9 protein-coding genes are annotated in these 12,587 nt (G+C 37.3%); 5 read left to right on the plus strand and 4 right to left on the minus strand.

What is annotated here, in order from left to right:
• The first annotated feature begins 21 nt into the window (after nucleotides 1–21).
• The 3 genes from J7R13_RS04490 to J7R13_RS04500 all read left to right on the plus strand — a co-directional run bounded on the left by J7R13_RS04490 (nucleotide 22) and on the right by J7R13_RS04500 (nucleotide 2,005).
• Complete coding sequence (locus tag J7R13_RS04490) at nucleotides 22–255, plus strand: BolA/IbaG family iron-sulfur metabolism protein (RefSeq protein WP_004859001.1); 234 nt, start codon at nucleotides 22–24, stop codon at nucleotides 253–255.
• Between the two features lie 98 nt (nucleotides 256–353).
• Nucleotides 354–686: a Grx4 family monothiol glutaredoxin gene (gene grxD, locus J7R13_RS04495; protein ID WP_208437657.1), complete on the plus strand. Its 333-nt coding sequence runs from the start codon at nucleotides 354–356 to the stop codon at nucleotides 684–686.
• A gap of 68 nt (nucleotides 687–754) precedes the next feature.
• The gene (locus J7R13_RS04500; RefSeq protein ID WP_208437658.1) at nucleotides 755–2,005 is read left to right on the plus strand and encodes a multidrug effflux MFS transporter; all 1,251 of its coding nucleotides are present in this window, start codon (nucleotides 755–757) and stop codon (nucleotides 2,003–2,005) included.
• 59 nt (nucleotides 2,006–2,064) lie between these two features.
• Here J7R13_RS04500 and parC read toward each other — a convergent pair whose 3' ends face one another.
• Together parC and aspS are read right to left on the minus strand one after the other, a co-directional pair.
• Nucleotides 2,065–4,314 carry a DNA topoisomerase IV subunit A gene (gene parC, locus J7R13_RS04505; protein WP_208437659.1) on the minus strand — a complete coding sequence of 750 codons (2,250 nt, stop codon included), beginning with the start codon at nucleotides 4,312–4,314 and terminating at the stop codon, nucleotides 2,065–2,067.
• A gap of 656 nt (nucleotides 4,315–4,970) precedes the next feature.
• The gene (gene aspS, locus J7R13_RS04510; protein ID WP_208437660.1) at nucleotides 4,971–6,764 is read right to left on the minus strand and encodes an aspartate--tRNA ligase; all 1,794 of its coding nucleotides are present in this window, start codon (nucleotides 6,762–6,764) and stop codon (nucleotides 4,971–4,973) included.
• A 136-nt stretch (nucleotides 6,765–6,900) separates the two neighbouring features.
• Here aspS and rnd point away from each other — a divergent pair, with 136 nt between their 5' ends.
• Nucleotides 6,901–8,055 (plus strand): ribonuclease D, encoded by a 1,155-nt coding sequence (rnd, locus tag J7R13_RS04515; protein WP_208437661.1) that lies wholly within the window; start codon nucleotides 6,901–6,903, stop codon nucleotides 8,053–8,055.
• Between the two features lie 234 nt (nucleotides 8,056–8,289).
• On the opposite strand, the gene ppx is transcribed toward rnd, so the two are convergent.
• Nucleotides 8,290–9,801, minus strand: coding sequence for an exopolyphosphatase (gene ppx, locus J7R13_RS04520; protein ID WP_208437662.1), 1,512 nt, complete (start codon nucleotides 9,799–9,801; stop codon nucleotides 8,290–8,292).
• A 6-nt stretch (nucleotides 9,802–9,807) separates the two neighbouring features.
• Nucleotides 9,808–11,991 (minus strand): RNA degradosome polyphosphate kinase, encoded by a 2,184-nt coding sequence (locus tag J7R13_RS04525; protein ID WP_208437663.1) that lies wholly within the window; start codon nucleotides 11,989–11,991, stop codon nucleotides 9,808–9,810.
• Nucleotides 11,992–12,322: 331 nt separating this feature from the next.
• Here J7R13_RS04525 and J7R13_RS04530 point away from each other — a divergent pair, with 331 nt between their 5' ends.
• A complete protein-coding gene (locus tag J7R13_RS04530) occupies nucleotides 12,323–12,571 on the plus strand; it encodes a zinc-finger domain-containing protein (RefSeq protein ID WP_208437664.1) in 249 nt (82 codons plus the stop codon).
• Nucleotides 12,572–12,587 lie beyond the last annotated feature (16 nt).

Below are 12,587 nucleotides of genomic sequence, written 5' to 3' on the forward strand. Positions count from 1 at the left end.
AACAAACACAGGAGAACAATCATGGCAATGAGTGCCAGTGCAATTGAAGCACTTATTCGCGAAGGCATTCCCGATGCAACTGTAACAATTCATGATCTTGCTGGCGATGGAGAACATTACGCTGCAGAAGTTATTTCCGAAAGTTTTCGCGGTAAAAGCCGTGTTCAGCAACATAAAATGGTCTATGATGCTCTTAAAGGCAATATGGGAAACGACCTCCATGCTTTAGCACTACAAACCAATATTCCCAAATAATTTAAAAATTTCTTCTTGCATTCATTCACTCAATACGATTAGAAAATAGTATGAACATAAATACACACTTATAAAATCTGCAATATCGAGGAATAGAGATGACTACTGTTCATAATTTTATTGACAACGAAATTAAAACAAATGATGTCATTTTATTCATGAAAGGAACACCTGATGCTCCACAATGCGGATTCTCAGGTCAAGTTGTTCAAATCCTTGACTATTTAGGGTTAAATTATAAAGGGATTAATATTTTAACTTCTAATGAATTGCGTCAAGGAATCAAAAACTATTCAAATTGGCCAACAATTCCGCAACTTTATATAAAAGGTGAATTTGTTGGAGGCTGTGATATTGTTAAAGAAATGTTTCAAAACAATGAATTGCAAGAACTGCTAAAAGAAAAAGACATTCCCTGCAATAAATCATAAGCATCTCTTATTTTATCCAGTCTTTTATAGAACCGTGTTCAGTCGAAACTTTTATTTCAAGGACGCATATGTCACATTCAATCGACGAACAAACGCATAGTGATACGATTAGAAAAAAAATCGGCTATAAAGAATTTGTTATCCTCATTGGTTCGCTTATGGCCATCAATTCTATAGCCGTTGACATTATGCTGCCGGCTATGCCTGATATTTTGAACAGCTTACATGTCATTAATGAAAATGATCAGCATTATATCATTTCTTGTTATCTTATTAGCTATGGTATCACACAAATATTTTTTGGTCCAATAAGTGATCGTTATGGGCGACGTAAGATCCTTCTCATTGGTCTTGCTTTTTATTCATTTACGGCGATTGGTTGTGCTTTTATATCCAATTTTTCTTTATTGCTTATTTTACGTATCTTGCAAGGCATGGGAGGTGCCGCTATGCGTGTACTCACTGTTTCCATTGTACGTGATCTCTATAGTGGTCGAAAAATGGCAGAAGTCATGTCTATCGTCATGATGGTTTTTCTTATCGCACCAATGATTGGACCCGCAACAGGACAAATTATTCTACTATTCGGGCACTGGCAATTCATTTTTATATTCATGGCAATGATCGGTTTTGGTCTCATGATTTGGATTCAATTGCGCTTGCCTGAAACTCTTTATGCACAACGCTCTCTTTCTTTTTCTTCGATCAGACATAATCTATGGATCGTTATAACCAATCGCACAACACTCTGCTACACACTGGCAACTTCTATCATTCTAGGTTGCATTTTTACCGCCGTTAATACATCACAACAAACATATGAGGGGATTTATAACCTAGGTCTCTGGTTTCCCCTTGCATTTGCTCTTGGTGCTGCGTTTCAAGCTCTATCCTCATTCTTTAATTCTCAACTTGTCGGACGTCTCGGAATGCGCCGTATCGCACACACAATGCTTTTACTCTTTTGTGCCACTTCATTCATCTGGTTTGTCGGATCCATCTTAGCAGATGGCGTTATCCCTTTTCCTTTTTTCATGCTGTTGTTCTGCATACTAATGTTTGCATGCGGCGGTATTATGGCAAATTTCAATACACTTGCTCTCGAATCTGTAGGAAAAATCGCAGGAACAGCATCTTCTGTATCTGGCTTTCTTCAAACATCTATCGGAACAGGCCTTAGCTTTTTTATTGCGCAACAATTTAATGAAACAACCATCCCTAATTCGGCAGGTTTTTTCTTTCTTAGTCTCATTGCCATAGTTCTAGTTTTATGGGCCGAACGTGGGCATTTCTTTAGGCAAAAAAATAATCCTGAATAAATATCGTGATAAAAAAGGTTAAAAGCCACCTTTACCAAAGATTAAGTATGCAGTACAATCTAATTGGTAAATTTTCCTGATTTAGGAAAGCCTTTTGGAACCAAACGCCCTCCCCCAGCACGCGTTCCCATCCATTCAATGAGATCATTAACTTGACGATTAAAGCAGCGTTCAGCTGTATCTTGCCAAGTTAAACCTTCTGATAAATTAAAAGTTTTGGCATCGAGAATACCACCCTCTTTATAACGTTGCAAACGAACACCTTTACCACGATTCATTTCTGGGATTTGTTCAATGGCAAAAATAAGCATTTTACGATTTTCACCAACCACTGCAACATGATCACCTTTTACCGGAACACAAAGCTTTACTTTATCAGGGGACTTCACATTCATAATCTGCTTGCCTTTTCGTGTATTAGCAATTACTTCAGCTGCAGGTACAATAAAACCATTTCCATGAGATGAAACCAAGAGAAGTTTTTCCTCTGCATTGTGCACAAAAGCTGTAAGAACATCATGTTCATCATCCATATCAACTAAAATACGAATTGGTTCACCATGTCCACGCCCTCCAGGCAAGCTATTTGCACCAATAGCAAAAAATTTTCCGCCAGTACTTACCACCACAATCTTATCTGTAGTGAAAGCCGGAAATGCTAACTTTAAGCAATCCCCTTCTTTGAAAGAAAGTGCTTTGTAATCACTTAAATGTCCTTTTAAAGCACGCATCCACCCCTTTTCAGAAATAACAATCGTAACTGGTTCTTTTTCGATCATTGCTTGATGAATATCACTAATATCATGTCTTGGTGCTTCTTCAAATGTTGTACGCCTTTTCCCTAAGAAAGTATCAGGACCAAAAATTTTACGAACCTTTATGATTTCTTCTGAAATTATTTCCCATTGCTTTGTATGAGAAGTTAACAGACTCTGCAATTTTTCTTTTTCAGCCTTCAGAGTTTCAAATTCTTTACGAATTTCAAATTCTTCAAGCTTACGGAGAGACCGCAACCGCATATTAAGAATCGCTTCAGCTTGATTTTCCGTTAATTCAAAACGGTCGATCAGTTCTTTTTTGGGTTCATCCTCTTCTCGAATAATCTGAATCACTTCATCAAGATTTAAATATGCGATAAGATATCCGTGAAGAATTTCTAATCGACGATCAATTTCATCAAGACGATAATGAGAGCGACGAATAAGCACTTCTTGACGATGTTCAAGCCATTGCTGCAAACTTTTGCGCAAAGAAAGAACGTTCGGTATCTTTCCCAAAGACAAAACATTGAGATTTAGAGGGAATCTTACTTCAAAATCAGTCAATTTAAAAAGGGATTCCATGAGGAGTTCAGGATCAATTGTACGATTTTTAGGAACAAGTACGATACGAATATCTTCTGCCGATTCATCACGAATGTCTTCAAGCATTGGTAATCGCCGAGCAAGCAATAATTCTGCTGTTTTTTCAATAAGTCGTGACTTTTGAACTTGATAGGGAATTTCAGTAACAATAATCACATAAGAACCACGACTGCCGGCTTCCTGATGCCAACGCGAACGCAACCGAAAAAAACCACGCCCTGTCCGATAAGATTCCTCAATACTCTTTTTAGGCTCAACTAAAATGCCACCTGTTGGAAAATCAGGTCCAAGCACAAATTGATTTAATTCCTCATCATGTGCATCAGGATGTGTAATTAAATGTAGTGCCGCATCACAAAGCTCAGCAACATTATGGGGTGGAATAGATGTTGCCATACCAACAGCGATACCTGATGAACCATTTGCTAAAAGATTAGGAAAAGCCCCGGGCAAAACAACAGGCTCTTCATCTTCCTCATTATAGGTTAAACGAAAATCAATGGCGTTTTCATTAATACCCTCAAGCAGCAACGCTGCCACTTCAGTCATACGTGCTTCCGTATAACGCATAGCAGCAGCATTATCACCATCAATATTACCAAAATTACCTTGTCCATCAATCAATGGATAGCGAACAGCAAAATTCTGCGCCAAACGCACTAATGCATCATAAATAGATGCATCACCGTGCGGATGAAACTTTCCCATCACATCACCAATAATCCGTGCACATTTTGCATAGGACTGTCCTGGATTAAGTTTGAGCAAACGCATTGCATGGACAATACGCCGATGCACAGGTTTCAAACCATCACGTACATCAGGTAACGCACGGTGTGTAATAGTAGAAAGCGCATAAGCCAAATAACGCTCTTGTAAAGCAGACCGTAATTCTATTGGCTCAATATGTTCTTTATCAAAAGGTAAATTCATTTTATCAGACACAATATTAGAATAACAATTCTCAAAATAATGAGAAATTATTTCATAAGCTTTCTTCAGTACAATCTTTTATGAGTCGAATATTTTTATCAAAAATCGACTATATAAAAATAAACGTTATGATTAAAACATGAACAGAAAATTATATCAATTTGAAAAATTTATATGCGCATTTAAAACAATACATGGAAATGCTTAACGAATTAATTCAAAAGCTTTTGAAGGAATGATAAAACATCGTCTTTAAAAACTTAACGCAAAAAATAAATAGATAAAAGGAAGTGAAAAACACATCCATCATTATACTTAGAAATGAACACTTTCAGGATAAACGGAAAATCTAACGATAAATAAGTTATCTAACCTCATAACTCTTTAAAAAGCAACCATATTGCATAACAACTACATCCAGTTTTTATGTGATGAGCTTTACAGAGCATTTAAAGATTATAAAATTCAAACTTTCTAGAATATCTCAACCTTTAGCAACACTACCTTATTCTCATAAACACTAAGACACGTGTTATTTTCTACATCGTTGAAAATCTAAAAAGCATAGCCCTAAGCCTGTTATCAACAGTATATACTCTCATATCATTGAAAACATTAAAATTTTATAACACAGTAAACGTGTCATCAACATTCAAAATCCACCAACTTTATGAACTCTTTTTGTCAGCAGGAGCAATTCGGATTCCTAAATCACGTAATTGTACAGCTGCGACATCAGACGGAGCACTCATCAAAAGATCAAGCGCTTGCTGATTCATAGGAAATAAAGCAACCTCACGTAAATTTTTGACACCTTGTAAAAGCATAATAATACGATCAACACCCGCCGCCATACCACCATGCGGTGGTGCCCCATAATGGAATGCACGATAAAGAGCACCAAAGCGATTTTCTACCACTTCCTTAGTAAGACCAGCAAGATTAAAAACTTTAAGCATCATTTCTGGTGAATGATTACGGATTCCACCCGAAGCAATCTCATAACCATTGCATACAAGATCATATTGAAAAGCTTTAAGAGTAAGAGGATCTTGGCATTCAAGCGCATCTTGCCCCCCCTGAGGAAGAGAAAAAGGATTATGAGCGAAATCAAGCTTTTTTTCATCTTCATTCCATTCAAAAAATGGAAAATCAACAATCCATGCTAAAGAGAAACATTCCCGATCGATAAGGTTTAATTCTTCGCCTACCCGCGTACGTGCTGATCCTGCAAAAGATGCAAATTTCTTTGGATCTCCTGCCACAAAAAAACAAGCATCACCATTTTCAAGTCCAAGCTGTATACGAATTGCTTCGGTCCTCTGCTCACCAATATTCTTAGCAATAGGCCCTGCTCCTTCAAACTTTCCTCCTTCTTCACGCCAGAAAATATAACCAAGCCCTGGTTGTCCTTCACCTTGTGCCCATACGTTCATACGATCACAAAAAGCGCGGCTTCCACCAGTTTTAGCTGGAATAGCCCATACCTGTGCTTTCTCATTATTTGCTAAAATTTGAGCAAAAACTTTAAAACCAGAATCATAAAAATGCTGAGAAACATCTTCCATAATGATCGGGTTACGTAAATCAGGCTTATCGGAGCCATATTTTCGCATTGCTTCATCATAGGAAATACGAGGAAAGTTTTGTGTTACAGGCTTTCCATTTGCAAACTCTTCAAAAAGAGAGCGCATAATGGGTTCCATTGTTATAAAAACATCTTCCTGTTCAACAAAACTCATTTCAACATCTAATTGATAAAATTCTCCTGGAAGACGATCAGCCCGTGGATCTTCATCTCTAAAACATGGAGCAATCTGAAAATAACGATCAAAACCTGACATCATCAACAACTGTTTGTACTGTTGTGGTGCTTGTGGCAATGCGTAAAATTTTCCTTGATGAATACGACTTGGAACCAAAAAATCACGCGCCCCTTCCGGTGATGACGCTGTCAAAAGCGGCGTGGTAAATTCGGTAAAACCATTATCTTGCATAAACCGTCTGATAGCAGCAATAATTTCAGTACGACGCATTATGTTTTTGTGCATAGTTTCGCGACGTAAATCAAGAAAGCGATACCTCAACCGAATATCTTCTGGATAATCAGGTTCGCCAAAAACAGGTAAAGGAAGCTCATCAGACTTCGAAAGAATCTCCACCTCTTTTGCAAAAATTTCAATCTCGCCTGTTGGAAGAGATGTATTAATAACTTCATCAGAACGTGCGCATACTTCGCCATCTACACGAATAACCCATTCAGAACGCACTTTTTCGATAATTTTAAAAGCTGGCGAAACAGGATCAGCAACAATCTGTGTAATTCCAAAATGATCACGCAAATCTACAAAAAGGATTCCTCCATGATCACGGACACGATGAACCCATCCCGAAAGACGAACGTTTGTTCCTACATCACATTTACGAAGAGCAGCGCAATGATGACTGCGATAACGGTGCATAGCTTTTGCCTTTAATTATAACATTCTACATGCGCTACAAACGCTTTTTAACAACCATTTGTCAAGATATGAGGATAAAGACTCAAAAAAAAAGTCAATAAAAGACAAATTTAATTTATCTGGTTATAATAAAATAATGATGAATCCTATTACACAAACTACAGATCTTGAAATTGCACTTGCCACTTTACGTACATCAGATTTTATAACAGTCGATACTGAATTTATCCGCGAGACAACTTTTTGGCCGCAACTGTGTTTAATCCAGCTTGCATCACCAGACACTACCGTTCTAATTGACCCAATGTCGCAAGATATTGATTTACAAGCATTTTTTGATCTAATGGTAGATAACAAAATTGTCAAAGTTTTCCACGCTGCACGCCAAGATATCGAAACGATTTATCATCTCGGAGGAATTATTCCCTCCCCTCTCTTCGACACGCAAATAGCAGGATCAATCTGTGGGTTTGGTGATTCTATCTCCTATGATCAAATTGTACAACGCTGCACAGGGCATCAACTTGATAAATCATCTCGTTTTACAGATTGGAGCTGCAGACCTCTTTCTGAAAAACAACTGCTGTATGCACTTGCCGATGTAACCTATCTGAGAGATATTTACCTCTTATTGAAAAAACAGTTAGAAAAAAACAAACGCATACACTGGATGGATGATGAAATAGCAATCTTATTATCACCCAAAACTTATGATATGCCAGAAGATGAAGCATGGAAAAAAGTGAAAGGAAAAGTCAAAAAACCTCGTGAGCTTGCTGTATTACAAAAAATAGCAGCTTGGCGTGAACGTAAAGCACGAAAATATAATATTCCACGTCGCCATATTATGAAAGATGAATGCCTTATCGAAATCGCAACGCAACAACCAAAAGATGAAACTGCACTAAAACGTTTGCGCAGTCTTAACAAAAACTGGGATAGATTCTCAATCACGCAAACATTAATCACAGCTGTTCACGAAGGCTTAGCAGTCGATCTTGCGACTTTACCCGCCCTGCCTAAGCATAAACCACTTAATGATACGACAACCGCTGCTGTCGATCTTCTCAAAGTACTCTTAAAGCTTGTTGCTAATGAAAATAATATTGCACCCAAAATTATTGCAACTTCCAGTGATTTAGAAAAAATTGCAAATGGATGTGTAAAGAAAAATATCCCTGCTATGAATGGTTGGCGTTATGAAATATTCGGGCAGAAAGCCGAACAAATGCTAAAAGGTCAAATAGGATTTTATTTTAGCAACGGAGAAGTAAGCATAAAACAGCTCTAATATACAAAGAAAAATTTAACCATTTGTATACTAAGCATTTCACAACAAAATTTTCTAAAGAAGAAGACTATCCGTTTTTGTTGTTGCAAAAACGGATTGAAAATCAAAAGACTAAAACTTTTCAACCTCATTATGTCTCAATATAAATGGAAACAACCTCCATATAATAATACAGTATCTAAAATACACAGCAATATAATATATGATAGATTTTTATAACCCAGGAGGAAAAAATCAGAAAGTTTCAAAAGCAAGGGGTGTTTTTATTATTTTTGATAATTTTTTCAACCGCCCGAGAGGCCGTTCTCCCATTAAATCAGCGTAACGCCTTGGGATATACAATACAACGTGATCTGTTTTTTTACGCCATGATAAGTGAGGCAAAATACCAGCAGTAGAAGCACTAAAAAGATAAGCAATACGCATAGTTGCACCAAGAATGCGTGCTTTTTCAATTATATTTTTAGTAGCCAATTGAAAAATGGGCAGGGATTCTTCATCAATGAGCAAACTCGTGTTGCGAAAAAAAACTGCCAGCGCAGCATAAAGACGCCCTTCATGAGAAATTCCCGGATAAGATCCTAATGCTATCTGATGAGCCGCCTCATTGCCTCGATAATCTGGATGTATACGCCAACCAATATCAGCAAGAAGACAGGCAGCTTTACGGTAACGACATTCATTTTCTGTTTCTAAAATTCCAAAAGTTTCAAAAGCATTGGACGTGAAATCAATGAGTTCCTCTGCTTGCTTTGGTGAACGTGCCCGTAGAATAGCCACTTCCGTGCACGCAGCAATTAAAGGATCTGAAAGACGAATCTTTTGTGATAAACGTGAATAAAGAAAACCTTCACGGACTCCAGCTCCAGAAAAGATTATTTTTTCAAAACCCATAGAGCGAATAAGTTCAATAAGAATGATTGCCCCATAAGGCAAAAGCTGACGGCGATTTTTTGAAACAGCTGAAATCCCTTTCATATCAGCAATACTGCCACTCACGACAAAACGCAAAAAATCCTCCATCTCAACTGCATCAACTTCATAACCATGCATCACAGGTAGCCGATAGTGTTTTGTTGCCATATGAAGCTTTGCCAAATTACGCCAAGTTCCTCCTACTGCATAAAAATAACGTGCCATGCTTTTACAAAGGACAGAAGATTTACAAAACTGCTCATGTGCAATTTTTTCAGCGATAGCAATATTATTATTGGACATATACTGTAACCGCAAACCACCTAATGGAAGAGTTATCCCTTCACCTACATCAGAATCATCAACATCAATAAGCTCGAGACTCCCTCCCCCAAGATCACCAGAAATACCTTTTGGCCGGTAAAAGGTAGAAACAACTCCGTACGCTGAATAAACAGCCTCTTCATTTCCTGAAAGAAGATATATTTTATCTTGCAAAATATTTTCAGCATTTTGAATAAATGTTAACCCATTTTTTGCATCCCGCGCTGCTGCTGTTGCTAGAGTATAAACCTCATCTGCTCCAATTTGTCGACAAAGTGCACGAAACCGTTTCAGTGTTCGCAATGCCATTTCCATTGATTTTTCTTCTAAAAATCCAGTTTTTGCAACCCCTTGACCAAGACCACAGAGAACCTTTTCATTAAATAAAACTGTTGGTGAACGAACAAGACCTTCGTAAACAACGAGTCTAACAGAATTTGAGCCAATATCGATAACAGCGATAGGCTTGCACCCTTTTAGCCGACCTTGAGCATTTATATATGTCATTGGATTTCAGTCTTTATGCACTTCGGCTTGTTGCCGATGCAACATAATTAAACGCGAAGCAGAAGACTCAAAAGATTTTTTTTCACCCGAAAGACCTGCATTTGCCATAAAATACTCCTGTGCATTAAACGGTCTCTCACCTCTTTGCGGCGTTATACGTTTTGATGTTCCGTCATTTAGTATATCAAAGCTTTGCTGATTATCAATGATATTAGCTAACATAATTTGTAAAAGAATCTGCTGACGAACCATTTTATTAAAAACTGGAACCAATATCTCAATACGATAATCTAGATTACGCGGCATCATATCAGCGGACCCTAAATAAACAAGTGCATTCTCATTAGGCAAATCTTTACCATTACCAAAGCAAAAAATGCGACTATGTTCAAGAAAACGCCCTACTATTGATTTTGCACGAATATTATCTGAAATTCCTACAATGCCAGGACGTAAACAACAGATACCACGTACAACTAAATCAATCTGCACTCCTACTTGGCTAGCGCGGTATAAAGCATCAATAATTTCAGGATCAACCAATGCATTGACTTTCATCCAAATAGCAGCAAGCCGCCCTTTTTGTGCATTAGAAATTTCTCCTTCAATATGCTTAAGAATACGACTGCGCAATGTTAAGGGTGAAAAAGCAACTTTCATTGCTTCATTTGGACGCGCATACTGCGCAATATAATCAAACAATAAAGCAACATCATGCGCAATATCATCATCCGTGGTAAAAAAAGAAAGATCGGTATAAACTTTAGCATTAATTGGATGGTAATTTCCAGTTCCAAGATGCACGTAAGAGCAACGGCGTTTTCCTTCATGCCTCACGATAAGTGACATCTTAGCATGTGTTTTTAATGCAATAAAACCAAAAACAACTTGAACACCTGCACGCTCAAGATCACGCGCCCAACGAATATTCGCTTCCTCATCAAAACGTGCTTTAAGTTCCACCAAAGCGGTCACCGACTTACCCTGTTCAGCAGCTTCAATCAAAGCGCTGACAATTGGGCTATCATTCGATGTGCGATAGAGAGTTTGTTTAATTTCAACAACATCAGGATCCCTAGCAGCCTGACGTAAAAACTGTACCACAACATCAAATGATTCATAAGGATGATGAAGCACGATATCATTTTCACGAATAGCCGCAAAACAATCACCATTATGCTTACGAATACATTCAGGAAAACGGGGATTATAAGGAACAAATTTTAGGTCATCGCGTGGAACAGAAACAATCTCTGATATCATATTAAGCGCCAAGAATCCATTGAGAACACTGATACAATTATCAGGAACAGCAAGTCCATTCGCTATAAATTGGCGTAATTTTTTTGGCATCTTCGCATCAAATTCAATTCGAATAACCTGCCCGCGACGACGCCTTTTAAGCGCTGCTTCAAAAAAATGAACAAGATCTTCAGCCTCTTCTTCTACTTCAATATCACTATCGCGAATAACCCTAAATGTACCAATTCCATCAACTTTATAAGTAGGGAATACATGACTTATAAAAATGCTAACAGCATCTTCAGACGCGATAAAACGAAAACAATTGCGCTCTTCTCGAGGAAGCAGAATAAAACGTCTTAAGACAATTGGAATAGGCAACAACACTATGAATGAGTGTTGATCAGTACACCGAGACAACTGAAGGGCAAATGAAAGACCTAAATTAGGAATAAATGGAAAAGAATGAACAGAATCAACAGGTAAAGGTGTTAAAACAGGAAAAATCGTATCAAGAAAATATTTTTCGAGCCATAATTTTTCAATTTTTGAAAGCCTACTAGGACAAATAATTTCAATATCATTCTGTTTTAACTCATAACGTAAAAGACTCAATTCTTGTAGTTGATTAACCTGCAAATGTGAAATCTCAGCTAACACAAAATCAAGTTGTTCTTGTGGTGTACGTCCATCTGCACTACAGGATGTAACTCCAGCACGAATTTGTGCAGCAAGACCAGCAACACGAACCATAAAAAACTCATCAAGATTTGTTGCTGAAATCGAAAGAAATTTTAGCCGCTCCAATAAAGGATGCTTCGGATTAGCAGCTTCCATCAATACACGATTATTAAATTGTAGCCATGAAAATTCTCGATTAATAAACCTTGCCGGATTTTTCATCATTATATCCGACAACAAACTCTGATCTGCCACCATTTGTTTCATATATTCTAGCTAATATTCTTTATACTTTCTGAAAATCTTATTGGATAGATATTTCACAAAACACTTTACGATATGTTACCGTATAATAATATAACGGTCAGTTTTTCTTATGTTATTTACATTTAATATTTCAACACACTTGAAACTTTTTCTATGCACGAAATGCTAAGAAAACGCCAAAAAAACCAGCATAACATAAAAGATAATTAAGTTTTCTTTAAAAGCACCTTGCATTATTATAAGCTTTATTACAAAATTACAAACTGATACATATAAAATAGAAGATCAAAATCATACCTGATTAAGGTAATTTATCGGAAGTTTATACACCATGGCTGATCACAACATTCCCCATTTCCAAAATGACCTTGGATATAGCACAATCGAAATTGGTGTGAAGGAATTTATGTGTGTAGGTGCTACACAACCATTCGATCATCCTCATATTTTTATCGACATGGGATCAGCTGATGAAAAAATTTGCCCTTATTGTTCAACACTTTATCGCTATGTTTCCTCACTATCCTACAATCAAACAAACCCCACAGGATGTCTCTATCATCCAAGCAATTCACTATAGTGTGTTCTCGGCTTTT

Origin of the sequence: Bartonella taylorii 8TBB (assembly GCF_902825155.1) — a bacterium.
In the GTDB taxonomy this organism is placed as follows: Bacteria; Pseudomonadota; Alphaproteobacteria; order Rhizobiales; family Rhizobiaceae; genus Bartonella; species Bartonella taylorii_A.

Bases quoted from the DNA above. Each gene is read 5' to 3' on its own strand.
- J7R13_RS04490 (WP_004859001.1), top strand. From the start codon at position 22: ATGGCAATGAGTGCCAGTGCAATTGAAGCACTTATTCGCGAAGGCATT.
- grxD (WP_208437657.1), top strand. From the start codon at position 354: ATGACTACTGTTCATAATTTTATTGACAACGAAATTAAAACAAATGAT.
- J7R13_RS04500 (WP_208437658.1), top strand. From the start codon at position 755: ATGTCACATTCAATCGACGAACAAACGCATAGTGATACGATTAGAAAA.
- aspS (WP_208437660.1), bottom strand. From the start codon at position 6,764: ATGCACCGTTATCGCAGTCATCATTGCGCTGCTCTTCGTAAATGTGAT.
- rnd (WP_208437661.1), top strand. From the start codon at position 6,901: ATGATGAATCCTATTACACAAACTACAGATCTTGAAATTGCACTTGCC.
- ppx (WP_208437662.1), bottom strand. From the start codon at position 9,801: ATGACATATATAAATGCTCAAGGTCGGCTAAAAGGGTGCAAGCCTATC.
- J7R13_RS04525 (WP_208437663.1), bottom strand. From the start codon at position 11,991: ATGAAACAAATGGTGGCAGATCAGAGTTTGTTGTCGGATATAATGATG.
- J7R13_RS04530 (WP_208437664.1), top strand. From the start codon at position 12,323: ATGGCTGATCACAACATTCCCCATTTCCAAAATGACCTTGGATATAGC.